We start from the raw sequence: 26127 nt of genomic DNA, 5'->3' as shown, positions 1-26127 counted from the left end.
TTTGTTCTAATAGATTTGTGATTTGAGGATCATTCGAGGAACATTATCTTAATGAATTTAATAGATTCAAGAGATAGATTGAAGTTCATTTTACATAATAGATTGAGCAAGCTCAAAAACGGTTAATTACATCATCAAGCGCCTAATAATTCATACCAAGTAAATATTCGATTATGGCTGAATATGATGAAATATCGCGAAATATGGCGTTATGCCTATGTTGGCAGATGTGGCTTGAACAGATGTCATTATTCGGTCACCGGGAGTTTTTACATGGCGCTTACATTCGTGTTATAATGAAGTGGCAAAGGAAAAAGGAGGAGTGCCCTATGAATTTAAGTATTCGAGGTCAACAAATCGAGGTTACTGATGCTTTGAAGGATTATGTCGACAAAAAGTTGAGTAGACTCGAGAAGTATTTCGATGCACCCCTTAACTCTGACGGTGCTGTTACATTGAGCACGACGAGAGGTTTGCATACGGTAGAGGTGACGATCCCTTTGAAAGGCATTGTGCTCCGCGCTGAGGATGAGAGCGACGATATGTACGCTTCCATTGACTCCGTGGTGGACAAGCTGGAACGTCAGATCCGCAAACACAAAACAAAAATTAACCGTAAGTTCCGTCAGGAAGGCAGCCTGAAGACACTCTTCGTTGAAGATCCAACAGGTACTGTAGCTACAGCTGAACTGGATGCGGACACGGATGACGATGATCTGGAAGTTGTACGGACGAAACGCTTTATGTTGAAACCAATGGACGTGGAAGAGGCAATCCTCCAAATGAACATGGTTGGCCACAACTTCTTCGTATTCTCCAACATTGACAGTGAAGAAGTTAGCGTTGTTTACAAACGGAACGATGGTAAGTACGGATTGATCGAACAAGGTTAATCTTAACGTTAATAATAATGAACACAGGAACTGCAGTTTCCTGTATTAGACTTAACAAGAGCTTCCATCCCTTAGGGGATGGGGCTCTTTTGTGCGTAGAGGAGCTGGGAAATGACCTTTGGAAATAAAATGGTGAAACTATTCCCTATGCTGCTGCGTCTAATAGATAGTAAGAAGAATCACAATCTGTACAAGTTTACCACCAGACTCGCATGATTACGAAAATATTCGTACACATGTATTCGAGAACTGGATATTGAGATTTTCATCCAAATTTACCATCAAAATTCGTTGCTAGGGCTGTCTATCCTGCAAAACGAAACAAGACAATCGAAGGCTTCCGCTAACGACTATGATTTTTTGCACTTAAACTCGGTTTGATATGTCTCAGAAGTTCAAAGAAGTGTGCCGTGGCGTGTTGCGGCGGCCCTTACAAACTGTTACAATTTATGCAAAGAGAATCATTGTCCTGATGAGGAATTGTCAACGAATGATCGCTAATCATAATCAATGACAGGCACAGCACCATGAACATGATTCGCAAGGCTCGGGCTTCGGCTAGTTTTTTAATAACCGGATCCGTTTGAACACCGAATCAGCTTCATGAGGAACCCTTGGCAAGCCTGGAGTTGATTCATCCATATTACTTTTTATATTGTTTGTCACCCCCGGGCAAGTGGAGCAACATCCATCCGATGGTGTCGCATGGCGGCAACAGGGGGTCTATTCTGTTTTGCACGAAAGGGGTATACCATGCTAGGACTTGTCAAAAAGATCTTCGGCGACATGAACGAACGTGATGTTAAACGTCTGATGAAGACGGTCGATGTGATCAATAAACTGGAACCACAACTTCAGGCGTTGTCTGATGAACAATTGAAAGGCAAAACGGCCGAATATCGTGCTCGTATTGAAAAGGGAGAAACGACAGATGAACTTCTTCCAGAGGCATTTGCAACCGTACGTGAGGCTTCACGCCGTGTACTGGGCAAACGCCACTACGATGTACAGATGCTGGGCGGTATCGCGCTGCATGAAGGCCGTATTTCCGAGATGAAAACGGGTGAAGGTAAAACGCTGGTAGGAACACTTCCGGTATATCTGAACGCGTTGATGTCCAAAGGTGTACACGTGGTCACGGTCAATGACTATTTGGCACAGCGGGATAGCCAGGAAATGGGACAAATCTATGAATTCATGGGCATGACGGTAGGGGTTAACCTGAGCGGTATGGACCATGCTTTGAAACAACATGCGTATGCATGTGATATTACGTACGGAACGAACAACGAGTTTGGTTTTGACTATCTGCGTGATAACATGGTGCTCTACAAAGAGCAAATGGTACAACGTCCATTGTTCTTCTGTATCATTGATGAAGTGGACTCCATCCTGGTCGATGAGGCGCGTACGCCACTCATTATCTCTGGACAAGCTCAGAAGTCGACAGACATGTACTATGCAGCAGATCGTTTTGTGAAACGTCTGGTGCCAGAAGAAGACTTTACGGTAGACATCAAGGTGAAATCCGTAGCGTTGACTGAGGCGGGCGTGGCAAAAGCAGAGAAAGCATTTGGTATCGAGAACTTGTATGATCATGCCAACGTTACTCTTAACCATCACATCGTACAGGGCTTGAAAGCCAACGTAATCATGCGTCGTGACGTAGATTATGTTGTCAGTGATGAAGAGGTTATGATCGTTGATGAATTCACAGGTCGTCTGATGTCTGGACGTCGTTACAGTGATGGATTGCACCAAGCTATTGAAGCCAAAGAAGGCATTGAAGTACAAAACGAGAGCATGACGCTGGCTACGATTACCTTCCAGAACTATTTCCGGATGTACCGTAAACTTGCGGGGATGACAGGTACAGCGAAAACCGAGGAAGAAGAGTTCAAAAAAATCTACGGTCTCGAAGTACTGCAAATTCCAACCAACCGTCCGAACAAACGGGATGACATGGCAGATGTTGTGTACAAGAGCATCGATGGCAAGTTCAAAGCGGTTGTAGAAGAGATCGTGGCACGCCACAGTAAGAATCAGCCGGTTCTGGTAGGTACAGTGTCCATCGAGAACTCTGAACGCCTGTCTGACATGCTTAAGCGCCGTGGTGTTAAACACCAGGTACTGAACGCCAAGTACCACGCGGAAGAAGCAGAGATCATCACAGGAGCTGGACAAGCGGGTGCGGTAACGATTGCAACCAACATGGCTGGACGGGGTACGGATATTATCTTGGGTGAAGGTGTAGCTGAAGTAGGCGGCCTTCATATCATCGGTACAGAGCGTCACGAATCACGCCGGATTGATAATCAGCTGCGTGGTCGTGCGGGACGTCAAGGTGACCCGGGTTCAACACAATTCTACCTGTCACTGGGTGATGAATTGATGAGACGTTTCGGTGCAGATAATGTACTGAACATGATGGAGCGCCTTGGTTTTGAAGAAGACCAACCGATCGAGAGCCGGATGATTACCCGTGCAGTAGAATCAGCGCAGAAGCGTGTTGAAGGTAACAACTTTGACGTGCGTAAAGTCGTTCTCCAATATGATGATGTCATGAACCAACAACGTGAAATTATATATAAACAGCGCCGCGAGGTACTGGAGTCCGAAAATATTAAACAGATCGTTATGGATATGATCAAACCTTCCATTGAACGTATCGTTGAAGCTCATTGTGGTGACGATATTCCGGAAAACTGGGAGCTGCAGGAAGTTGCCGATTACATGAACAGCAAATTGCTGGATGACGGTTCGGTAACGAAAGATGATCTGTGGGGCAAGGAAGCAGAAGAGATTATCGAGTATCTGTTTGAGAAAGTTCAGAACAAGTACAATGCACGTGAAGAGCGAATTGGCGAAGAGATGGTTCGTGAGTTCGAGAAAGTGGTTGTGCTCCGTGCAGTAGACAGCAAGTGGATGGATCATATTGATGCAATGGATCAATTGCGTCAAGGTATCCACCTTCGTGCCTACGGCGGTACAGATCCACTGCGTGAGTACCAGTTCGAAGGCTTCGAGATGTTCCATCAGATGATCGCTTCGATTCAAGAAGAAGTAGCGACATATGTGATGAGAGCACAGATCGAGAGCAATCAGGAGCGTCAAGCGGTTGTTGAGGAAAGTCAGATCTCGACAAGCGGTGAGCCTGCTGAGAAACGTCCAGTGAAGGTTTCTGACCAAATCGGACGTAACGATCCATGTCCATGCGGTAGTGGCAAGAAGTTCAAACACTGCCACGGTCAAGAGTAGAGCGATCGGAAGATGCTACTGTAATCGGAGTGGCGGGTGTAACATTAACTTGGTCAACTTAAATAGCATGACATGAACAGCTCCTCGCAGCCGGGTATTCCATAGGATGAAGTGAAGGATGCAAAACCGATTAATGGTGCATAGTTATAATGATATGACCATGATCGCGGGAAAGAGATATACTGATATATCAGTGATCTCAACACCAGGTTGGCGCATCTAATGCTTGGTCTGGAGGAATGCCCTGGATGCGGGGAGCTTATCTTAATGAAAAGAGGAATTGCACATGATCGATCCAAACGTGAAGCATGACCTGCGTGAAATAGGCAAGAAACTAACAAACCTTAGGGGGTCTCTTTGACTTAGATCTGAAGCAAGAGATGATTGGCAACTTTGAAGTGAAGATGTCTGCCCCGGATTTCTGGGACGATAGTGACAAGGCGCAATCCGTAATTGCTGAACTAAATGCGGTGAAGGGATCTGTGGATCAATACACCAAACTCCAACAGGACTACGATGATGCGGTAATGATGATCGAACTGGCGGACGAAGAAGGCGACGAAGACCTCGCTGCCGAGATTGGTAACAGTATTACAGCGATCGTGAACAAGGTCGCAGAGTTCGAACTTCAGCTTCTCCTGAATCAGCCGTACGACAAGATGAATGCAATTTTGGAGCTTCACCCGGGTGCGGGTGGTACCGAGTCCCAGGACTGGGGACAGATGCTTCTAAGGATGTACACTCGTTGGTCCGAGAAGCGTGGCTTCAAGGTTGAGGTACTGGATTATCTGCCAGGTGATGAGGCGGGGATCAAGAGTGTTACGTTGTCGATCAAAGGACATAACGCTTATGGTTATCTGAAAGCCGAGAAGGGTGTACACCGACTGGTTCGGATCTCTCCTTTTGACTCATCGGGCCGTAGACATACGTCCTTCGTATCCTGTGATGTGGTACCGGAGATTGATGATACGATTGAACTGGACATCCGTACAGAGGATCTCAAGATCGATACGTACCGGGCGAGTGGCGCGGGTGGACAGCATATCAATACTACCGACTCTGCCGTACGGATTACTCACTTACCAACAGGTGTAGTTGTAACATGTCAGAATGAACGTTCACAGATCAAGAACCGTGAGCGAGCGATGACGATGCTCCGTTCGAAATTGTATGAGCGTAAAATCGAAGAGCAAAAACAACAGCTGGATGAAATCCGAGGGGATCAGTCGGATATTTCGTGGGGTAGCCAGATTCGCTCCTATGTGTTCCATCCCTATAGTATGGTAAAGGATCACCGTACAAGCGTAGAGACTGGAAATACAGGAGCAGTAATGGACGGCGACCTCGATGCATTCATCGATGGTTATTTGCGTAGCCAGATTAAAGTAGAAACCGATTAATAAAAGTTCCTGTATGGACCCATACGTGTAGGCGTATGCTGGTGTGTACAGGAGCTTTTTTTGAATAAATTTATAAGATAGCAAAAATGAGCGAACAACTGATCAGTCACAACAAAGGAGAGCACGAGAACATGCAACAACGATCACAACTTCACAATAATCGCAAAAAGAGGATAACTAGCCTCATTCCACTCAATGGTCCATGGAGAAACGTCGTGGATACGATATCTATCATTTTAGGTTCGTTTTTAATTGCAGTGGCCTTTAATTTATTTTTATTACCGAATCAGATCGCTTCGGGTGGAGTGTCCGGGTTATCAATTCTGGGTAAGGAATGGCTTAATTGGGAGCCGGCATATACCCAATGGGCGATTAATATCCCACTTCTGATCGCGGGTTTTCTGCTTATTGGTAAGCAGTATGGTATTCGTTCAGTCCTGGGCAGTATTGTCCTGCCGCTCTTAGTCTATCTCACAAAGGATTGGGCCATCCCAACAACGAATCCGTTACTTGGTTCACTGTATGGTGGAATAGGCGTTGGTCTCGGGATCGGAATTGTATACCGGGGTAGAGGATCAACAGGTGGCATGAGCATTCTCGCCAGGATTGTGCAGAAGTACAGTGGCCTGAGTTACTCCCTCTGTGTCGTCATTATGGATGCTACCGTTATTATTATGGCTGCTTTTGTATTGTCATTGGAGCAGTCTCTCTATGCGCTGATTGGGTTGTATGTTACCGGTAAAGTAATCGATGCCGTTGAGATGGGGCTAGGCTTCTCCAAGGTGGCATATATTATCTCCAACCAGACAGAAGCGATTAGCAAAGTGATTTTGGATGATCTGGATCGCGGATTAACGAAGCTGGAAGCCAAAGGCGGTTACACCGATGATCAACGAACGGTACTGATGGTAGTGGTTGGGCAAAATGAGGTGCCAAGACTCAAAGCGTTGATCCGGTCTGTGGACCCGGGAGCTTTTGTCATTATCAGTAACGCGCACGAAGTGCTTGGCGAAGGCTTTAAACGGGGAGAACATGTGTGAGCGAGTTTAAAATATAGCGAGTGAGCCATATAGGCACATTGGTTTGGAATTTCAAGAAAAAAGCAGGTACATCCTTCTCTGAGATAACGGAGAGGGAGTACCTGCTTTTCTTTTATTAAAAGTTCAACTTAACCTTAATTTATCTTATATTGACCGCTACAAAATCGGAGATAGCAGACGGGAAATGGCTTCTTTGAAGCGAATAATCAAACTGCGATTTTTGTATTCATCGAGCGTCATCTCCCGAGATACGTGCAAGTCGTGCTCAAAGGTTTGTACGAGTGCTGTCGCAATTGTTTCATCGTACATAAAGGCATTTACCTCAAAGTTCAAGCGGAAACTGCGGTAGTCAATATTGGCGGTCCCCACGGATGCAACCAAACTGTCAATGATAAGTGTTTTGGCATGAATGAAGCCATTATCATATATAAATACCTTGGCGCCAACCTTCAACAACTCACCAATATAAGATAGCGTAGCCCAATATACGAAAGCGTGGTCGGGTTTATTTGGAATCATAATGCGAACATCAATGCCGGACAGACACGCGAGACGAATAGCTTCGAATACACTGGCATCCGGGATAAAATAAGGCGTTTGAATCAGAATCGATTGTTTGGCCCCGTTAATCATTTTGAGATAACTGTTCTTGATATGCTCGGTCTCTGCATCCGGTCCACTGGAGACAATCTGCATGGCAATCTTTCCTGTACCCTCGATATGAGGGAAATGCGCTGGAACGTAAGGTGTATCGTGTTGCTTGGACGCTTCATTCCAATCCAGGAGGAAACGGGTCTGCAACGCATGAACGGCATTCCCCTGAATACGCAGATGTGTGTCGCGCCAGTAACCGAATTTGGAGTTCAAGCCGAGATACTCATCTCCAACATTGAACCCGCCCGTGTATCCAAGGTTACCATCGATGATGACGATTTTCCGGTGGTTTCGGTAGTTCATACGCAAGTTGATCAGACTGAATTTGGAAGGGAAAAAGACTTCAACCAAACCGCCTGCTTCGCGCAATTCTTTGAAAAATCGTTTTGATACCCGTCGCGATCCGAGCGCGTCATACAGCAAACGGACTTTGATACCTTCCCGCGCTTTGCGGATAAGTGCATCCCGAATTCTTTTACCCAGACGGTCGCCTCTATAAATGTAATATTGCACGTGCACGTGATCCTTAGCCGCTTCGATGTCGTCCAAGAGTCGCTGGAACTTGTCTGTTCCGTCCGTAATGATCTCAACCGCATTATCCTCTGTCAGCAGAGCGCCGTTCTGCTTCAGGTTCATATAGATCATGTCCTGACTACTTTCGGTTGCTTGGTTGTGGAAGGGTGTTCGGTTGTCATGCAACTGTGTGAGCTGGGCTTCAATGCGTTCCTCCAGCCCGAGCTTCTTACGTTCTTTCCACTGGAAAAGCCGGTATCGGGTCAGGTTCTGACCGGTTAAAAGATAAAGTACAAACCCAAACACCGGAATAAAGTTCAAGACGAGCAGCCAAGCCCAGGAAGCGCTAGCATCCTTCCGTTCGAAGAAAACGACTGCTGCCGCAAAAATAATATTCAGGCCCAGGAGCACAATAAGTAAAATGGATTCGATATGCACTATAGTCCCCCACGTCTCATAATGACCATCATGAATCTATTCATATGTCCTTGATTAGCAGGTTAGTTATGAATGAGACCCTGATTGTAATGTTTCCTACTAATACGTATTTTAACAGAAGTATATCTATTCGTCCCGGATGTGAAAAAAAGATATGTTCGGATTGGGAGGAAATCCATGTGAAATTGATGATAGAGTGTTGTATTTATATAACCAGAGTCGTATAATAATACACAAATATGCATATAAGCGACGGAATTGCTGTGTTCAGGCCTCATTAGAGCCTAGGCATAGCACAAGTAGCGCATACATCGAGATTGGGGGAGCGAGAGTGAATAACAAATTAAAAGTAGCAATCGTCGGTTCCACCGGCTACGGCGGGGTGGAGCTGATTCGTTTTTTCCAGAACCATCCGTTGGTTGAAATCACATCAGTGATCTCATCATCGAGCAGTGGTGAGTCCATCGCAGATGGATTCCCACATTTGACGGACGTGATTCGCAGGCCACTCGACGGTGTAGATCCGGCTGAAATTGCGAGTCGTGCGGATCTGGTATTCACAGCGACCCCGTCCGGCGTAAGTGCGAAGCTCGTACCAAGCCTGCTGGCAGCAGGACTTAAGGTCATTGATCTGTCTGGCGATTTCAGACTCAAGGACGGAACGGTGTACGAAGAGTGGTACAAACATCCGGCTCCTCCAGCTGATTTGCTGGAACAAGCGGTATATGGCATGGCTGAGGTGTATGGCGAAGAAGTGAAGGGACAGAATCTTATATCCAACCCGGGCTGTTATCCAACGGCTACTCTTCTCGGACTGATTCCTGCAGTAGAGGCAGGCTGGATTGACCCTTCTACCATCATTATTGATGCCAAATCAGGCGTATCCGGAGCGGGACGCGGAACAAGTCTGACAAACCATTATGCAGAGATGAATGAGAATTTTAAAGCCTATAAACTCAACAAACACCAACATATTCCCGAGATCGAACAAGTGCTTGGTAATATAACGGGAACGCCTGTAACGGTTACCTTTACAACACATCTGGTGCCAATGACACGTGGAATCATGAGTACGATGTATGCAAGCCTCGTTGGGGAACACAGTGACCGGGAGATCGTGGATCTGTATCGCAAATATTATGAAAACAAACCTTTCGTACGTGTACGTGAACCGGGCATCTGGCCTTCTACCAAAGAAGTGTACGGGTCCAACTATTGTGATATCGGATTTGCGGTGGATCCTCGCACAGGGCGTTTGACGATTATTTCGGTCATCGACAACCTGGTGAAGGGTGCTTCCGGGCAAGCGATTCAAAATATGAACCTGATGATGGGATGGGAGGAGAACCTCGGGTTGAACATGACACCGGTATATCCATAAGAGATGGAATTCAAGAGGTGCATTGAAATATGAAGTGTAAGAGTGCATTCTCGGAGTCACTTAGGGAGAACGGATCAGGTTAAGCAGGCGATCATCAGCATATAGCTGAACGCATACGGGGGATATGATATGGGAACGAATGTGAAGCAACAAAGTTTTACCGTGGTTGAGAACGGAACAATTGTAACCCCTGGGGGATTCACGGCTGGTGGACTTCACTGTGGATTGAAAAAGACATCTCGCAATGACATCGGAGCAATCCGCTGTGATGTACCGGCTACAGCTGCTGCTGTATACACGACGAACGTATTTCAAGCTGCACCACTCAAAGTTACGCGCGAAAGCTTGAGCAATGGACGCCTTCAGGCTGTCATCGTCAACAGTGGTAATGCCAATGCATGTACAGGGCAACAAGGGGAAGAAGATGCTTATGCGATGCGTTCGGCCGCTGCGCGTGAGTTGGGTGTGGCAGAAGAGGACGTGGCTGTGGCATCCACAGGTGTCATTGGGGAATTGCTCAAAATGGATGCTGTACATTCAGGAATCACTGGACTTCCGGCGCATCTGGGCAAGGAGTCGAATGAGGCGGAACAATTTTCACAAGCGATTCTAACAACGGATTTGGTGAAAAAGGAAGCCTGCGTCTCCGTTGTAGTTAACGGTAAGACAGTAACAATTGCAGGTGCCGCCAAAGGCTCGGGTATGATTCATCCGAATATGGCGACAATGCTCGCTTTCATGACCTCTGACGCGGTCATTGGTGCAGAAGCGTTGCAGCGCCTGCTACGCCAGGCAACTAATCATACATTTAACATGATTACAGTCGATGGGGATACAAGTACAAACGACATGTTGGTAGCTATGTCCAGTGGATATGCAGGCAATGAAGAGCTGACGATGGAGCACCCGGATTGGGACGCTTTTGCAGCCGGCTTCACCTATGTATGCCAAGTACTGGCGAAAGCCATTGCTCGCGATGGTGAAGGTGCAACCAAACTGGTTGAGGTAGAAGTTACAGGTGCGGTAAGTGATGAATCCGCGCAAGCAATCGCCAAAACTGTCATTGGGTCTAGTCTGGTGAAATCGGCCATGTTTGGCGCTGACGCCAACTGGGGACGGATTATTGCAGCCGTAGGGCGTGCAGGACAGCCGGTGAACCCGGATACCGTGGATATTCGTTTGGGAGAGATCTCGGTGCTCGCACAGTCCCGTCCCGTCGTGTTTGACGAAGAAGTGGCATTGGCGTATTTGCAGACCGATACAGTTCGCATTGTGGTGGATCTGCACCACGGCGAAGGAACGGCTACAGCCTGGGGCTGTGACCTGACGTATGACTACGTCCGAATTAACGCAGCATACCGCACGTAATATTTTATATTGTTTTTATTAATCTAGCAGCTTCATAATTGAAAGGCTGCTTTTCAAAAATATGTAGAACACCTATAAGGATTAAACTTTTGAGTTACATCATTGACGGGGATAGTGAAAAAGTCGGAATTGATTCTGAAGAAGCGAAGCGTGCGTTTTTGTCTCCGGGTTTTCCCTTTAGATAAGGGAATCAAAAAAAACCTGGAGACAACAGCGATCAAAAGAACGATCCGAATTTGTAACGGCTAGACCCGTCTAACATGGATTTACTTAAGTGTTAAAGCCTTTTAGAATATTTGAATGAAAGGAGCTTCCTCATGAATTCAACATTGCCAAATGAGAGTACCGCAACGGAAGCAGGTACCGAGAAACAAACGTTTGTCATGAAATGTGGAGGCAGCACGCTGGCGGCATTGCCGGAGTCTTTCTTTGCGGATCTGCGTGATTTACAGTCTCAAGGTACACAACCAGTTATCGTGCATGGTGGGGGTCCTGCGATCTCGGATAACCTGGCGAAGCTTGGTATCGAAACCGAATTCGTTAACGGCCTACGCAAGACGACTGAACCTGTGCTGGACGTAGTGGAGATGGTGCTTGCGGGCAGTATCAACAAACAGATCGTGCGTCTGATTCAACGTGTGGGTGGTCGTGCACTAGGCTTGTCCGGCGTGGACGGTGGTCTGATCCAGGCTAAGCCTGTTACAAACCACGCAGAGATCGGTTGGGTAGGCGATGTCACTAGCGTGAATGCAGAGATTATCCAAGGCATCGTGAACATGGGTTACATGCCAGTTATCGCACCAGTTGGTGTAGATGCAACTGGACAGCGCTACAACATCAACGCAGATACAGCTGCGGGTGCAGTGGCGTCTCATCTCGGCGTAAGTCGGATGATTGTCGTGACCGACGTTCCAGGCATCATGAAGAACGTAGGCGGCGAGAAAAAAGTACTGCCTTCTGTATCTGTACAGGAGATTGAGGACATGATCCAGACCGGAGAAATCTACGGTGGCATGATTCCCAAAGTGCGTGCAGCAATCGCGTGTATTCATGGTCAAGTACGTGAGGTCGTCATCGTAGACGGCAGCGAACCCCAAATTCTGAGCCGAGTGCTCGGCGGAGAAATCATCGGAACCAGAATCATCCGTATGCAATAAGGTTTATTTGGGTTCTTATACAAGATAAAAAATATGTGCATGGCTTTTTTTATAAAAAATCTAATATTACACGATAACGTAGGGTGCAGAACCAATCTGAAGAATAAAAATGCATAACGGAGAGGACAGAAATAACCTGAAGAAGCGGAGCGTGCGCCTAAAAGCTTTCTGAAAGAAAGCTACTTCGGAAGCATACACTATCACAGGATTTTCCCATTGAAGGGGAATAAAAAAAATCCAGGGATAACAGCGATCGGAAGGTTGTTCTGTCATCAAAGTGGAGTATGCATACGTTCGAAAGATAGTTCTGCAATCTGTGTCTAGTGTAAATCAGGTTTCTTATATAATTGCTCGTGTACCAACAAATAAGGAGTGATATGGTCATGGCAAAAGGCAACGAACAGCCAGGTTCTGGCACAGCGGTAGCGGGGGCAACAGCAACAGGTGCAGCGGCACAGACGGAAAGCTCGCTTTTCCAAACGTATGCGCGTTATCCAATCAGTCTGGTCAAAGGGAAAGGCAGCTGGTTGTGGGATGATCAGGGCAACCGTTATCTCGATTTCATGTGCGGACTCGCTGTAACTAGCCTGGGCCATGCACCGGAGAAAGTTGGAGCCAAGCTGAAAGCTCAGATTGATGAGCTTTGGCATGTGTCCAACCTGTTCCAGATTCCAGGTCAGGAGAAAGCAGCAGCATTGCTGACAGCCAATACATGCGCTGACGCAGTGTTCTTCTGTAACAGTGGTGCCGAAGCGAACGAAGCAGCTATTAAAGTCGCACGTCGTTATCACCAGAAGGTGAAAGGCACAGATCGTTATGAAGTGATTACCTTTGCCCAGTCCTTCCATGGACGGACGCTCGCAACGTTGACAGCAACCGGACAGGATAAGGTGAAAGAAGGATTTTTGCCATTGCCAGCCGGATTTGTAACCGTACCTTTGCATGATATTCCTGCACTGGAAGCGGCAATTGGACCCAACACAGCAGCCATTATGCTGGAAATGGTTCAGGCCGAGGGTGGTGTATATCCGGTTGAGCCGGAATTCGTCAAACATGTACGGAAATTGTGTGACGAGCACGGGTTGCTGTTGATTGTTGATGAAGTTCAAACGGGAATGGGACGTACGGGTAAATTGTTTGCGCATGAACATTATGGCATTGAGCCAGACGTGTTCACCGTTGCCAAAGGTATCGGTAGTGGTTTCCCTGTAGGCGCGATGTTGGGTAAAGGTTTCCTGCGGGATGCGTTCACGCCAGGTAGCCATGCGACGACGTTTGGTGGAACACCGCTCGCTTCATCCGTTGTAATCGCAACAATCGAAACGATGCTAGAAGATCGCTTGCCAGAGCGTGCAGCAGAGATGGGTGAATACCTGATGAGCTCCCTGCGGAATCGTTTGGCCGGCAATTCCTTTGTGAAGGAAGTTCGTGGCTTAGGATTGTTGGTCGGCATCGAATGTGCTGAGCCGGTAGGCGATATAGTGCTTGCTGGGCAAAAACGCGGTATCTTGTTCGTCTCTGCAGGACCGAATGTGATTCGTTTGCTTCCGAACCTGTATGTGAGCAAAGAAGAGATCGACGAGGCGGTATCCCTTGTAGCCACATTGATCGAAGAGCACGTAGCGGCGAAAGCCTAACATAAAAATGAGAACCTTTCTGTCTCGGGGCCATTACCGGCCTCGAAGCAGAACGAGATGATGAATCCCTGTAGCCGCGCGGTGAGCTTGCAGAAGGTGGAAATGAATAAACTTGAGAAGCACCAAGCCAAAGTGTCAACGTGGCTTCTCTTCTGCCCATGCGGGTGCAGGGAACCGGAAATAAGGAGGACATTATAGATGACAGCACAACAGACGGAAAAGATTCAGAAGATTGATCTGAGAGGCCGGGATTTTATCGAGTTCACGGACTATACGGCCGAGGAGATTCGTTATCTGCTTGATCTCGCGATTGAGATTAAAGGCAAGCAAAAAAGCGGTGTGCCCTTTCAACCGTTGAAAGGCAAAACGATCGGACTTATTTTTGAAAAATCATCCACACGTACGCGTGTATCCTTTGAAGTGGGCATGTTCCAATTGGGCGGGCACGCACTTTTCCTGAGCAAAAATGATATCCAGCTGGGTCGCGGGGAAACAACACATGATACAGCCAAAGTATTGTCCCGCTACCTGGACGGCATCATGATCCGTACCTTTGGACACCATAATGTAACTGAACTGGCAGAGCATGCGGATGTTCCTGTCATTAACGGCCTGAGCGATGCGGCGCATCCTTGCCAGGTACTGGCAGACTTCCAAACGGTGCTGGAGCACAAAGGCAAGCTGGCAGGTCTGAAAATGGCCTACATCGGAGATGGCAACAATATGGCGCACTCCCTGATGCTCGGTGCAGCGAAGATGGGTATGCATGTTGCTGTAGCTACGCCAGAAGGCTATGAGCCGGATAGTGCGGTTGTGGAGCAGGCGCGCATCATTGCACAGGAGAGCGGTTCTGAAGTGACTGTAACTTACAGTGCACAAGAAGCAGCCAAAGATGCAGATATCGTGTACACGGATGTATGGGCGAGCATGGGCTTTGAAGAAGAGCAGAAGATTCGTGAGCAGGCATTTGCCGCATATCAAGTGGACGAGGAACTGATGAAAGGCGCGAAGCCAGACTACATGTTCTTGCACTGTCTGCCCGCACACCGCGGCGAAGAAGTGAGTGCCGGTGTAATTGACGGACCGAACTCCTTGATCTTTGATCAGGCGGAGAATCGCTTGCATGCACAGAAAGCATTAATGGCTGCGTTAATGAGCGAATAGATGCTGTTTGCCTTTATGGGTTGATTTTAGGCGCAGATTTCGCGATGATAGATAAAAGTTTATAGCAACTGATCTTGGGGAGGACCATTGAACATGGCTAAGGAAAAAATTGTACTCGCGTATTCAGGCGGGTTGGACACATCTGTAATTTTGAAATGGTTGAAAGAAACGTACGATGCTGAGATTATTGCATTCACAGCGGATATTGGACAAAAGGATGAATTGGATGGTTTGGAGGAGAAAGCACTGGCAACAGGCGCTTCCAAAGTATACATCGACGATCTGCGCGATGAGTTCGCCAAAGATTTCATCTATCCGATGTTCCAGGCAGGAGCCCTCTATGAAGGACAATACCTGCTCGGCACAAGTATCGCTCGTCCACTGATCGCTAAACGCATGGTGGATATCGCTCGTGCAGAAGGTGCTACAGCCATCGCTCACGGCGCTACGGGTAAAGGAAATGACCAAGTTCGCTTTGAGCTGAACGCGGCTGCGCTGACACCAGACATTAACGTGATTGCACCTTGGCGTCTGGAAGAATTCCGTAACCAGTTCCCTGGACGTGCTGAGATGATTGCTTACGCTGAGAAACATGGTATTCCGGTAACCGCATCTGCGGCTAAACCGTACTCGACAGACCGCAACCTGCTGCATATCAGCTATGAGAGTGGTGTGCTTGAAGATCCTTGGTTCGATCCAAGTGCGGATGAGAACAAAGACATGTTCCTGCTGAGCAGTGCACCTGAAGATGCACCAGATCAAGCGGAATATGTTGAACTGGAATTCGAACAAGGTGACTGTGTTGCACTGAACGGTGAGCGCTTGAGCCCACTGCAAGTGATGGAGCAACTGAACGAACTGGGTGGCAAACATGGTATTGGCCGTGTAGATATGGTTGAGAACCGTTTTGTTGGGATGAAGAGCCGTGGCGTATACGAAACACCAGGTGGAACAATCTTGTTCACCGCACATCGCAAAATGGAGTCCATCACGATGGACCGTGAAGTGATGAACCTGCGTGATAGCTTGATCACACGTTATAGCACACTGGTATACAACGGCTTCTGGTTCGCACCAGAGCGTCTTGCATTGCAAGCGCTGGTTAGCGAAAGTCAGAAGAACGTTACAGGTACGGTTCGTGTGAAACTGTACAAAGGCAACATCATCGGCGCAGGCGTGAAAAGCCCTGTCAGCCTCTACAATCCGGACATCGCTACGATGGAAGCTGATCCAACGCAAGCCTACGATCAAGGCGATGCAACAGGCTTTATCCGCTTGAATGCACTGCGATTGAAAGTAAACTCCGGCGTGGAGCAAAACAAAAACTAATTTCAACCTGCACAATAAAGCTACATCAATATAAATGACAAGGCAGGCCGTTCTTGCACATCTGGCAGGAGCGGCTTTGTCCATGAGCGAAAGGGGAGTACTCACCGTGAGCAAGCTGTGGGGAGGACGTTTTACAAAACAAACCAATCATTTGGTTGAGGAATATACGGCATCGATCAATTTTGACAAAGCTTTGGCTGAGGAAGATATTCAGGGCAGTCTGGCCCATGTAACGATGCTGGGCAAATGTGGTATTCTTCCGGCGGAAGATGTAGAGACCATCAAAGAAGGTCTGATCACCGTTTTGCACAAAATTCGTGCAGGTGAAGTGGAATTCTCCGTATCGGACGAAGACATCCACATGAATATTGAGAAAAATCTGATCGAGACGATTGGCCCTGTAGGCGGCAAATTACATACAGGGCGCAGTCGGAACGATCAGGTGGCAACGGATATGCACTTGTACCTGCGCGAGCACGTAGTTGGATTTGTAGGCATGCTGCACTCCTTGCAGGAAGCACTGATTGGACAAGCGAAAGATAACCTCGATACGATCGTACCGGGTTATACGCATCTTCAACGGGCACAGCCGATTCTATTCGCACATCACCTGATGGCGTATGTATCCATGTTCCAACGGGATGCGGAGCGTCTGATGGACAGCTACAAACGCATTAATATCCTGCCACTGGGCGCAGGTGCACTCGCGGGTACGACTTTCCCGATTGACCGTCATTTTGTGGCGGAACAACTGGGCTTTGATGGGGTGTACGAGAACAGTCTGGATGCAGTAAGCGACCGTGACTTCATCGTTGAGTTCCTGGCAGCAGCTTCGCTGATCATGACTCACTTGTCCCGTCTGAGTGAAGAGCTGGTACTGTGGAGCAGCACAGAGTTTGGGTTCGTTGAACTGGACGATGCGTTCTGTACTGGCAGCAGCATCATGCCTCAGAAGAAAAATCCAGACGTTCCTGAACTCGTTCGTGGTAAAACAGGACGTGTGTACGGCAACCTGATCGGTTTGCTGACAGTACTGAAATCTCTTCCACTGGCATACAACAAAGACATGCAGGAAGATAAAGAAGGCATGTTCGACACGGTAGCAACGCTGGAGGGCGCACTGCAATTGTTCGCTCCGATGATCGCGACAATGACGGTGAACAAGGATCGTATGCGTCAAGCGGTCAACCAGGATTTCTCCAACGCTACGGATATTGCCGACTTCCTCGTAGGCGAAGGCTTGCCTTTCCGTCAGGCGCATGAAGTGATTGGTAAAACGGTGCTGTACTGCATCCAGAACAGCAAGTATTTGCTGGATTTGACGATTGATGAATTCCGTCAGTTCTCACCACTGTTCGATGACCGGATCTATGACGTGCTTCAACCGGAAGCGGTAGTGAACGCTCGTAATGTTTACGGCGGAACAGCTTCGGGTCAAGTCGCTGAAGCCATTGGACGCAGTGAGAAGGTACTGGAAATCACCGAGCAATGGATTACAAACCGCGGTTAATACCACCGCTACTATAAGGTACCCTTACAGATACAACAATACAACAAAGAAGCAGGCCAGAGAACTTTGTTCTCAACGGCCTGCTTCTTTGTGTATTACAGTGATCTAGATATATTCAACTCAACCGCGAACGGAAGGAAGGTTATTCTGTCCTCGGAGTACCAGCCTTCATTATCCGCAGTAGCTCCCAATGCTCCACTAGTCCCGTTTGGGCAAAGGCAACCATTTCAATACATCCTGAATCTTGGCATCCCAGTAGCCCCATTCATGTTCACCAGGCCCTTCCTGGTATGTCAGTTCGAAGTCCGTTTGTTCACAGGCTTGACGGAAAGTTTGATTATCCTCATACAGGAAATCTTCCGTTCCGCAGCATTGGTAGAGCACAGGTCGAGGACTTTCGCCAGATTGATTTTCTTTTAACAGATGGATCAGATCGTTCTCTGTACCTGCCACATCGGGTCCGAAAATTCGCAGCAATTCGGATTGTTGTAATGCTGAGGATGCGTTTCTATCCATATGTGCAGACATATCGAGTGCTCCGGACAAACTGGCAGCAGCCGCATATTGATCTGGTTTTCGAAGAGCTAACTTGAACGCGCCATAGCCACCCATAGATAAACCTGCAACGAAGTTATCCTCACGTTTATGCGACAGCGGGAAGAAAGAACGAGCAAGTGCCGGCAGCTCTTCACTGATAAAGCTCCAATAACGTCCGCCTTCTACCATATCTGTATAGAAGCTGCGGTGTACCTGTGGCATAACAACGGCGATCCCGAGGTTGGCCACATAACGTTCGATCGATGTGCGACGCAGCCAGATGGAATCATCATCAGACAGACCGTGCAACAGGTACAGCGTTGGGTGCAGTCCTTTGCCGGTCACATTCTCCATACCGATCTGAGTGTGGGTTTGTTGCGGCAGAATGACATGCATGCTGGTACTTAATCCAAGCGTATCCGAGTAAAAATCACATTTAATAAGTGCCATGAGTATAAGAAACCCCTTTCATACTTTGATATTTAACAGGTTATACGCAATGCTCATCGAATGCAATAACAAACGTTTTACAACGTAACAATGTTATGTTACACTGATTTCAATATAAAGGGGGACCATATATGACGGATGATTTGATCTCCAAAAAAGAACTGCTGGACCTGACAGGAATCTCCTACGGCCAGTTATACCGCTGGAAGCGGAAAAATCTCATTCCGGAGGAATGGTTCATTCGGAAGTCGTCCTACACTGGACAAGAGACCTTTTTTCCAAAACAACAGATTTTACTGCGCATTGACAAGATTCTCAATATGAAAGACGGATTGTCGCTGGATGAGCTGGCAGACGTGTTCTCGCCTACGTTGGGTGAAGTGGAGATGTCTGCTTCACAACTATTAGAGCGAAACATTGTTTCACAAATCTCGCTGGATCTGTTGCAAGAAGAAGGTCGAGAACAACCGCTGTATGCTTTGGAACAGATTATGATGCTGTATGTTCTAGATAAGCTGTTAATGAGCGGAGATATTACTCGGCAAGAGGGTGCATTGCTGATCGATGTGATGTCTGAATATTATTATCGTTTCACAGGCAAACCCAGCGAACTCGTGCTTATTCGTAAGATGGGTGTTCCTTCATTCATGCTGGTGACAGCAGGAACGGAGTTTTATTTTGACAATGGTGTGAAGGTAGTTCTTAGACAGCCGATGGGAACATTTATGGAAGAATTAAAACTCAAATTGGGTTAAGGAGAGGATCATCTATGGAAGAGCGGAATAAGCGGAATGATCTGAATGTGGCGGGCATAAGTCAAACGGCAGGCGGGGAGTTTCACCGTGTATCTATTGATGGCATGGCTAAGGTGAACGGTAACCTGGACTGCACCTCTATGGAAGTGAATGGAACATTGAAAATGCATGGCGCTTTGAGCTCCGAGAGTGCAACGATTAACGGCATGTGCACGTTGAATGGCCCTTTAACCAGTTCTCGTGTTCGGGTGGATGGCATGACGACGATTAACGGATATCTCCATAGCCCTGAGCTTGAAGTGAACGGAAAGTGTACCGTACGCGGAAGAGTGGATGGGGAACGAATTGATATTGGCGGTGTGATCGATATTGAAGGCGATGTGCAATGTGAGTCCCTGAATGTACGGGGCAATATTAAGATCAGCGGTTTACTGAATGCAGGAACAGTGGAGATCAGGCTGCATACCTCTTCTTCAGCCAAAGAGATTGGCGGAGAGCGTATCGATATTCGTCGCAAGGAACAACAGAATGGATTTTGGAAAAGTATTGGTCTGGGCGGCACCCCTTCTTTTAAGACATCCTTAATTGAGGGAGATGAGATTGTGCTGGAAGATACCGAAGCTGATATTGTGCGGGGAAGCAACATTCATATTGGTCGTGGCTGTAACATCAGACTGGTCGAGTATTCAGGTGAACTTGAGGTTGATCGGGATGCCAAGGTGGGCAGCAGTCAGCGAATTTAAAGTTTGGATACGGAGAGAAAGGGATGGGATCGACATGAATAACAATCATGGGCATTCATTGGACAAAAAAATGGATATCAGCATCGTTGGTGATGGCAGTTCTTCTGGTGGCGTGTACGGTAAGATCAAGGTCGTAGGGGACGCGTCCTTTAACGACAATCTATCTTGTGATCGTTTCAAATGTACGGGTACATCGGTCATATACGGATCGCTTGAGTCCACAGATATTAAAATTACCGGAACCCTTACCCTGACAGAACGAGCCGCCAGCAGCGATGGTGAGGATGGAATCCGGACCTCTGGCTTGCATGTCAAAGCCGAGCATATAAAAGTGGTAGGTGAACTTCATCTTTCCGGGGATTGTCAGGCGGAAAATATCAAGTTGAACGGCCGTTTGACGATAGCGGGTATGCTCAGCGCTGAACAGATGACACTCAAAATCATGGGTCCATCCGAGGTCAAGGAAATGGGCGGTTCCATCATCTCGGTGAAGAGTGGCCGGTTGAATGACTTGTTTACGGGGAATAAATCAATTCTCAAGGCACAGATTATCGAAGGTGACGACATCGAATTAGAGAATACAGAGGCCGAAATTGTCCGTGGCGATAAAATAAAAATCGGTCCAGGCTGCCGGATTGGTACAGTGGAATACCGTTCATCTCTGCAAATTCATCCGCAATCGGAAGTTTTGCTGCAAAGCAATCGGTCCTTGGACTGATTAACGAAGACTTCTTTTCGGATATACTAATGCAGTCATATGAATAGAGCGTGAATGGAGAGATTGAGTACAATGGTTGCACGTAAAAACAGTATTGGATTGGTGCTGGCAGGGTTACTGCTCAGCATACTAATGGCTTCGATGGATAATACCATCGTGGCAACAGCTATGGGGGATATTGTCGGGAAGCTGGGTGGGCTCGACAAGTTCGTCTGGGTTACCTCCGCATATATGGTGGCTGAGATGGCAGGGATGCCGATATTCGGTAAGCTATCCGATATGTATGGACGGAAGAAGTTTTTTGTATTTGGTATTATTGTGTTTATGCTTGGCTCAGCGCTGTGCGGAACGGCAACGTCTATTGTGGAATTGACGATGTACAGAGCGATTCAAGGTATTGGTGCAGGTGCACTGGTGCCGATTGCCTTTACGATCATGTTTGATGTGGTTGCACCAGAATCACGCGGTAAATTAGGTGGATTGTTTGGAGCCGTCTTCGGCCTGTCCAGCGTATTTGGACCACTGCTTGGTGCTTACATTACCCAGTATGCGACATGGGAATGGGTATTTTATATCAACCTGCCACTCGGCTTGATTGCATTTGTGTTTATTGCGTTCTTTTATAAAGAATCCCATCAGCATCAATCCCAACAGATTGACTGGCTGGGTGCTGTAACGCTGATCGGTGCTGTTGTGTGCCTGATCTTTGGTCTGGAACTGGGCGGCAAAACGTTTGCCTGGGGTTCCTGGCAGATTCTTGGCTTGTTTGCCGGATTTGTAGCATTAGCGTTGCTCTTCCTTTTTGCAGAAACGAAAGCCAAGGAACCAATCATCTCCTTCGGCATGTTCCGCAACCGGGTTTACTGGTCAAGTAACGTCATTGGTATGTTCAGTGGTGCGGCATTCATCACAGCATCCGTGTACATTCCGATCTTCATACAGGGAGTACTCGGTGGTAAAGCGACCAACTCCGGTCTCGTACTGTTGCCCATGATGCTCGGGTCCGTTGTGACGGCGTCTTTGGGCGGGGTGTTGATGACCAAAATTAAGTATCGCAATATTATGATTCCTACGTTGGCTTTGCTTGTTATTGGACTCGGATTGCTGACTACACTGGATGAGAATTCTTCCCTTTGGACGATACGTATCTACATGGTCATGGTTGGACTTGGTGTCGGAGCGTCATTCTCGGTACTTAGCAATGCGGCTATGAACGCGTTTGAACCGCAAAGACGCGGTGCGGCGAGTTCCACGCTTAACTTTTTGCGGTCACTCGGCATGACGATGGGGATTACGATCTTTGGTATCGTACAGAGCCAGGTATTTACGCGTAAAATGAATGATGCTCTCGCTGGTTCAGCTGCTGAAGCAGGCGGTGCTTCAGCGGGTGGCGTGCCACAGGGAGTTGATCTGACCGATCCACATGCGTTGCTCTCACCAGAGCTCAGACAGGCGATTCCGCCTCAGGTGCTGGACACCATCACACATGCCCTGTCTTCGTCCATCGTGCAATTGTTCGCCTGGGCTGTGATTCCGGCTGCACTCGCGTTGGTCGCTTCCTTCTTCATGGGAAAAGAGAAAATGGTCGTAGGCGAAGAGCAAGGCGAATACACAGGCGGTCACTAAGCCGTTATGCAGTAAACCGTAAGTTACGGTATTAAAGCTAATCCTAGCTTGATAAAACTCGAATAACTTATCTTAAAAATGTAGAGACACACTTCTCACGTATCCTCAAAAGGGGACGGGAAGTGTGTCTTTTTGTTTTCGTGTGATCAGCTTATGCTTATCCATGAATTACGGCAGGACCTTGTTTGTACCCTTTCGTGATCTGTAAGTTGTCGGTTGCTTTGAAAAAAATTAAGGCTGTTTCGTATCGCTAATCCCGTCCTCGACAACAGAAGGTTCTTGTGGATCAGGCAGACTGCTATGACCTGAGCGGGCAATTAGACGATTCTGTGCTTTGTACGTATCTCGTGTAATCGTTTTGGATTCGACGACTTTACCGTCTACCCTCTTGGTTCGTACCGTCTCGACAATATATCCAGGCTGTCCGTCTTGCAGCACCTGTTGTGCACCATCAGGCAGTACCGTACTGGACACATATTTCACCGGAATACTTAATGTTTCAATGGTGCGAGATTCCAGTGCATAGCTGACGTTCTCCGGGAATGTGCCGAAAAATTTCACCATCAATTGGTGGTTCTTCACCTCTGCATGAATGAGTAAGGATTTTCCAGTATTGTTTTTGAAACGAAAGTTGATGGCCCCCGAGGCAAAGGTGGCATCCAGTCCTTTCGGCAAATATATGACCGGCAGGGAGTGGTTGCGACGCTCAATAATATCAAGACCCGTCAACAGCGCTGCGTTATACACCGTACTGGATACCTGGCAGATTCCCCCGCCAATTCCGGGGGTCAGTCTTCCATTGACAATGACCGGGGCCTCACGAAACCCGTAATCTTTCTCCGCTTTACGGACGACCTTCTCATAATCGAATGTGGCATCCGGTGGCAAAATCATGCCGTTAATCGCTTCCGCTGCTGCACTGACATTATGTATCCGGCCTTCACTACTATTGCCAAGACCCGTGGAGAATTGGATGATCTTTCGGTCAATGCCTTCCTGGCGCAGGGAGTCAAGGGTTACTTCAGGCTTCAGCGTATACAGTGGTACCTGGATCAGCAATGGGGCGGTTTTCTCATCCGGGTTCAGTACACTGAAATCCTGGTGAAGCTTGGTTTGAATGAGATTTGTGAGTGTATTCCAATCAATGCGGCGGACGCCTTTTTCCGGGATATACTGGATTTTGTCACTTGCGGTAATGCGTCGAACGGCGTTCGCAGGTGTACCAAAGGTTTCTTTTTCCCAGGCAGGGCTGAGATGTTCTTGGAGTGATCGCAAGTCGTAACTCATATCCAGAGAGAACTCTTTCGGAAAATGATAACGTGCATAAGCGCGTTCCCATATGTCGCCTTCCTCAAGCTCTTTTATCGCGGACTTGAAGCCGTTAACGTTGTAGCTTACACCCACCTGAGCTGCGCTGTACGTCATCGTCTTGGGGTCAGGTTCAGTCAACTCAAGAGTGACAGGCCAGTCCTCGAGCTTTTTGATCTTCTCCTCCAGTTCTTGGAGTACATCTTTATGGTTCTTCCCTTCCACCGGCATGCCGCCAACATGAACGTCTTTGGGCAGGGCAGGTTGATTCACGTACATATACAGCAATCCATAGGACGCGGAGCCGATCAAGAGGATGGAGAATAGAACAATGACCGTCAAATGTATTTTTTTCATAACCGTACGCTCCTTTATACTTCAGTTGTTCCCGACTTTGTAACACTTTCTATATATATGATCCAATGCAGGAAAACTTTCGGGTACTCAATAGGTAACAAATTTGTTACAATAAACTTCATATGAATCCATGCTTCACCATCAAAACAGGGACGACGTGGATTTTTTCCTGATGAAATTCAGGTCTTTTTAAAGGAAATGCCGGGATTGTGTCGAAATGATAATGGCTAACTATGCGAGCAGGAAGTGATGATGTGATAGAAATGCAGGACGTGTGGAAGACCTACGCCAATGGGACCCACGCATTACAAGGGGTGTCGGTGAAGATCGACCGCAATGAATTTGTCTATATCGTCGGTCCGTCCGGCGCAGGCAAATCGACATTTATGAAATTGATGTACAGAGAAGAAGTTCCGACCAAAGGACAAATATCCATTAACGGATTTAATATTGGTAAGTTGAAGCCAAGAAAGATTCCTTATGTGCGTCGTAACATCGGCGTTGTGTTCCAGGATTTTCGTCTACTGCCACGGATGACCGCATTTGAGAATGTGGCATTTGCGATGGAAGTTATTGAAGCACCGAAGCGTCATATCAAGAAACGAGTGATGGAAGTACTTGACTTGGTGGGACTGCGCAGTAAGGCGAATCGTGAACCTTCACAGCTCTCAGGTGGGGAACAGCAACGTATTGCGATTGCACGGGCTATCGTCAATAACCCATCGGTTATTATCGCGGATGAGCCTACAGGTAACCTTGATCCGGAGACGTCATGGGGCATTATGCAACTGCTGGATGAGATTAATTTCCGGGGAACAACCATTGTTATGGCGACCCACAACAAAGATATCGTGAATACGATGCGTAAACGGGTAATCGCCATTGAACGTGGACAGATTGTACGGGATCAGATGAGAGGGGAATACGGTTATGAATTTTAGTACTCTCTTGCGCCATCTGCGGGAGGGATTCAAAAACGTATTCCGCAACGGCTGGATGTCTGTGGCCTCCATCATGTCCATCATTGTGTCGCTGTTGATTCTTGGCGTGTTCATGCTGTTGGTGCTCAATGTGAATTCCATGGCGAATCAGGTTGATAGCCAGGTGGAGATCAGCACGTTCCTCGAACTGAATGTGGACGAGAACCTGCGTAACACACTGGAGCAAGAAATCAGCGCGATGCCTGAAGTAAGCGAGATTCGTTTTGTTTCCAAGGAAGAAGGACTCAAGGAGTTCCGTGAACGTCTTGGAGACAGTGCAGATAACGTGCTTAGCGGTTTCGATGTGGACAACAATCCACTGCCGGAGACCATTGAAGTTGAGGTCATTGAACCGGAAACCGTCACTTTTGTGGCGCAAAAAATCGAAGCCCTGAACGAAAAACACCCGGAGAAGCCGATTATGAAAGTGAACTACGGCAAGGAAACGGTGGAAGTATTGTTCAAATTTACGAAGCTTGTTCGTAATATCGGATTTATTTTTGTCGGGGGACTGGGTCTGATGTCCATGTTCCTGATCTCGAATACGATTCGCGTAACGATTCTGGCCCGTCGCCGGGAGATCGGCATTATGAAGCTGGTTGGCGCAACCAACACCTTTATTCGCTGGCCTTTCTTTATTGAAGGTGCACTCATTGGATTTATTGGCTCAGTCATTACGGTTGGGGTGCTGTTTGTTGGATACAGTCAGTTGATGAACACGATTGGTCAGGATGTATTCATGCAGATGCTTAACTTGATTCCGCTCGGCGAAATCTGGTTGCTATTTGGAACACTATTGATCGGACTCGGTGTGCTGGTAGGTATTTTGGGAAGTACACTATCCATTCGTAAATCACTCAACGTTTAATCTTGTTTTCATCGATCGAATTGCAGAATATGTCGAAAAGAAT

20 protein-coding genes are annotated in these 26127 nt (G+C 47.4%); 17 read left to right on the top strand and 3 right to left on the bottom strand.

Going from position 1 to position 26127, the window contains the following annotated elements; translation table 11 throughout:
• Positions 1-329 precede the first annotated feature (329 nt).
• From raiA to NYE45_RS26790, 4 genes are all read left to right on the top strand, one after another.
• Entirely contained in the window at positions 330-893 is a 564-nt protein-coding gene (raiA, locus tag NYE45_RS26805; protein WP_047840659.1) for a ribosome-associated translation inhibitor RaiA, read from the top strand.
• A 753-nt stretch (positions 894-1646) separates the two neighbouring features.
• Positions 1647-4151, top strand: coding sequence for a preprotein translocase subunit SecA (secA, locus tag NYE45_RS26800; RefSeq protein WP_340014611.1), 2505 nt, complete (start codon positions 1647-1649; stop codon positions 4149-4151).
• Positions 4152-4437: 286 nt separating this feature from the next.
• Positions 4438-5551 (top strand): peptide chain release factor 2 gene (gene prfB, locus NYE45_RS26795; protein ID WP_339167413.1). Its coding sequence is split into 2 segments (ribosomal slippage): positions 4438-4509 and positions 4511-5551, totalling 1113 coding nucleotides; the frame shifts between segments, so codons are not numbered across the junction.
• A gap of 131 nt (positions 5552-5682) precedes the next feature.
• On the top strand, positions 5683-6591 hold the full coding sequence (locus NYE45_RS26790; protein WP_062837019.1) for a YitT family protein: 909 nt from the start codon (positions 5683-5685) through the stop codon (positions 6589-6591).
• Positions 6592-6747: 156 nt separating this feature from the next.
• Here NYE45_RS26790 and cls read toward each other — a convergent pair whose 3' ends face one another.
• A complete protein-coding gene (cls, locus tag NYE45_RS26785) occupies positions 6748-8196 on the bottom strand; it encodes a cardiolipin synthase (RefSeq protein WP_340014610.1) in 1449 nt (482 codons plus the stop codon).
• 331 nt (positions 8197-8527) lie between these two features.
• Here cls and argC point away from each other — a divergent pair, with 331 nt between their 5' ends.
• The 7 genes from argC (at position 8528) to argH (ending at position 17742) form a co-directional block, all read left to right on the top strand.
• Positions 8528-9577 carry an N-acetyl-gamma-glutamyl-phosphate reductase gene (gene argC / locus NYE45_RS26780; RefSeq protein WP_340014609.1) on the top strand — a complete coding sequence of 350 codons (1050 nt, stop codon included), beginning with the start codon at positions 8528-8530 and terminating at the stop codon, positions 9575-9577.
• A 129-nt stretch (positions 9578-9706) separates the two neighbouring features.
• Positions 9707-10945: a bifunctional glutamate N-acetyltransferase/amino-acid acetyltransferase ArgJ gene (argJ, locus tag NYE45_RS26775; RefSeq protein WP_340014608.1), complete on the top strand. Its 1239-nt coding sequence runs from the start codon at positions 9707-9709 to the stop codon at positions 10943-10945.
• Between the two features lie 317 nt (positions 10946-11262).
• Positions 11263-12102: an acetylglutamate kinase gene (gene argB / locus NYE45_RS26770; protein ID WP_340014607.1), complete on the top strand. Its 840-nt coding sequence runs from the start codon at positions 11263-11265 to the stop codon at positions 12100-12102.
• Between the two features lie 383 nt (positions 12103-12485).
• A complete protein-coding gene (locus NYE45_RS26765; protein ID WP_169479733.1) occupies positions 12486-13739 on the top strand; it encodes an aspartate aminotransferase family protein in 1254 nt (417 codons plus the stop codon).
• A 198-nt stretch (positions 13740-13937) separates the two neighbouring features.
• Positions 13938-14903, top strand: coding sequence for an ornithine carbamoyltransferase (argF, locus tag NYE45_RS26760; RefSeq protein ID WP_047840650.1), 966 nt, complete (start codon positions 13938-13940; stop codon positions 14901-14903).
• 93 nt (positions 14904-14996) lie between these two features.
• Positions 14997-16232: an argininosuccinate synthase gene (locus tag NYE45_RS26755; protein WP_091013058.1), complete on the top strand. Its 1236-nt coding sequence runs from the start codon at positions 14997-14999 to the stop codon at positions 16230-16232.
• Between the two features lie 106 nt (positions 16233-16338).
• Positions 16339-17742 carry an argininosuccinate lyase gene (gene argH / locus NYE45_RS26750; protein ID WP_340017443.1) on the top strand — a complete coding sequence of 468 codons (1404 nt, stop codon included), beginning with the start codon at positions 16339-16341 and terminating at the stop codon, positions 17740-17742.
• 198 nt (positions 17743-17940) lie between these two features.
• Here argH and NYE45_RS26745 read toward each other — a convergent pair whose 3' ends face one another.
• A complete protein-coding gene (locus tag NYE45_RS26745) occupies positions 17941-18729 on the bottom strand; it encodes an alpha/beta hydrolase family protein (RefSeq protein ID WP_340014606.1) in 789 nt (262 codons plus the stop codon).
• Between the two features lie 131 nt (positions 18730-18860).
• Between NYE45_RS26745 and NYE45_RS26740 the strand changes: the two genes are divergently transcribed.
• The 4 genes from NYE45_RS26740 to NYE45_RS26725 all read left to right on the top strand — a co-directional run bounded on the left by NYE45_RS26740 (position 18861) and on the right by NYE45_RS26725 (position 22571).
• A complete protein-coding gene (locus tag NYE45_RS26740) occupies positions 18861-19484 on the top strand; it encodes a YhbD family protein (protein WP_340014605.1) in 624 nt (207 codons plus the stop codon).
• A 14-nt stretch (positions 19485-19498) separates the two neighbouring features.
• Positions 19499-20227: a polymer-forming cytoskeletal protein gene (locus NYE45_RS26735; protein WP_340014604.1), complete on the top strand. Its 729-nt coding sequence runs from the start codon at positions 19499-19501 to the stop codon at positions 20225-20227.
• 34 nt (positions 20228-20261) lie between these two features.
• The gene (locus NYE45_RS26730) at positions 20262-20945 is read left to right on the top strand and encodes a hypothetical protein (RefSeq protein WP_340014603.1); all 684 of its coding nucleotides are present in this window, start codon (positions 20262-20264) and stop codon (positions 20943-20945) included.
• A gap of 72 nt (positions 20946-21017) precedes the next feature.
• Positions 21018-22571, top strand: coding sequence for an MDR family MFS transporter (locus NYE45_RS26725; RefSeq protein ID WP_091036416.1), 1554 nt, complete (start codon positions 21018-21020; stop codon positions 22569-22571).
• A 231-nt stretch (positions 22572-22802) separates the two neighbouring features.
• Here the strand turns inward: NYE45_RS26725 and NYE45_RS26720 are convergent, their stop codons facing one another.
• Positions 22803-24236: a VanW family protein gene (locus tag NYE45_RS26720; RefSeq protein WP_340014602.1), complete on the bottom strand. Its 1434-nt coding sequence runs from the start codon at positions 24234-24236 to the stop codon at positions 22803-22805.
• Positions 24237-24490: 254 nt separating this feature from the next.
• Here NYE45_RS26720 and ftsE point away from each other — a divergent pair, with 254 nt between their 5' ends.
• Together ftsE and ftsX are read left to right on the top strand one after the other, a co-directional pair.
• Complete coding sequence (gene ftsE, locus NYE45_RS26715) at positions 24491-25177, top strand: cell division ATP-binding protein FtsE (protein ID WP_024631580.1); 687 nt, start codon at positions 24491-24493, stop codon at positions 25175-25177.
• On the top strand, positions 25167-26084 hold the full coding sequence (gene ftsX, locus NYE45_RS26710; protein WP_062837032.1) for a permease-like cell division protein FtsX: 918 nt from the start codon (positions 25167-25169) through the stop codon (positions 26082-26084). Before ftsE ends, ftsX begins: the two co-directional genes overlap by 11 nt.
• Positions 26085-26127 lie beyond the last annotated feature (43 nt).

The organism is Paenibacillus sp. FSL K6-1318 (assembly GCF_037976905.1).
Lineage (GTDB): Bacteria > Bacillota > Bacilli > Paenibacillales > Paenibacillaceae > Paenibacillus > Paenibacillus amylolyticus_A.
The sequence above is the reverse complement of the archived record's forward strand: the minus strand, read 5'-3'. Positions and strand labels throughout refer to the sequence as shown.

What these genes read in the sequence shown, in the direction of transcription:
- NYE45_RS26735 (WP_340014604.1), top strand. Translation starts at nt 19,499, where the DNA reads ATGGAAGAGCGGAATAAGCGGAATGATCTGAATGTGGCGGGCATAAGT.
- ftsX (WP_062837032.1), top strand. Translation starts at nt 25,167, where the DNA reads ATGAATTTTAGTACTCTCTTGCGCCATCTGCGGGAGGGATTCAAAAAC.
- NYE45_RS26755 (WP_091013058.1), top strand. Translation starts at nt 14,997, where the DNA reads ATGGCTAAGGAAAAAATTGTACTCGCGTATTCAGGCGGGTTGGACACA.
- NYE45_RS26790 (WP_062837019.1), top strand. Translation starts at nt 5,683, where the DNA reads ATGCAACAACGATCACAACTTCACAATAATCGCAAAAAGAGGATAACT.
- NYE45_RS26740 (WP_340014605.1), top strand. Translation starts at nt 18,861, where the DNA reads ATGACGGATGATTTGATCTCCAAAAAAGAACTGCTGGACCTGACAGGA.
- argJ (WP_340014608.1), top strand. Translation starts at nt 9,707, where the DNA reads ATGGGAACGAATGTGAAGCAACAAAGTTTTACCGTGGTTGAGAACGGA.
- secA (WP_340014611.1), top strand. Translation starts at nt 1,647, where the DNA reads ATGCTAGGACTTGTCAAAAAGATCTTCGGCGACATGAACGAACGTGAT.
- argF (WP_047840650.1), top strand. Translation starts at nt 13,938, where the DNA reads ATGACAGCACAACAGACGGAAAAGATTCAGAAGATTGATCTGAGAGGC.
- NYE45_RS26745 (WP_340014606.1), bottom strand. Translation starts at nt 18,729, where the DNA reads ATGGCACTTATTAAATGTGATTTTTACTCGGATACGCTTGGATTAAGT.
- NYE45_RS26730 (WP_340014603.1), top strand. Translation starts at nt 20,262, where the DNA reads ATGAATAACAATCATGGGCATTCATTGGACAAAAAAATGGATATCAGC.
- NYE45_RS26720 (WP_340014602.1), bottom strand. Translation starts at nt 24,236, where the DNA reads ATGAAAAAAATACATTTGACGGTCATTGTTCTATTCTCCATCCTCTTG.
- NYE45_RS26765 (WP_169479733.1), top strand. Translation starts at nt 12,486, where the DNA reads ATGGCAAAAGGCAACGAACAGCCAGGTTCTGGCACAGCGGTAGCGGGG.
- NYE45_RS26725 (WP_091036416.1), top strand. Translation starts at nt 21,018, where the DNA reads ATGGTTGCACGTAAAAACAGTATTGGATTGGTGCTGGCAGGGTTACTG.
- argB (WP_340014607.1), top strand. Translation starts at nt 11,263, where the DNA reads ATGAATTCAACATTGCCAAATGAGAGTACCGCAACGGAAGCAGGTACC.
- raiA (WP_047840659.1), top strand. Translation starts at nt 330, where the DNA reads ATGAATTTAAGTATTCGAGGTCAACAAATCGAGGTTACTGATGCTTTG.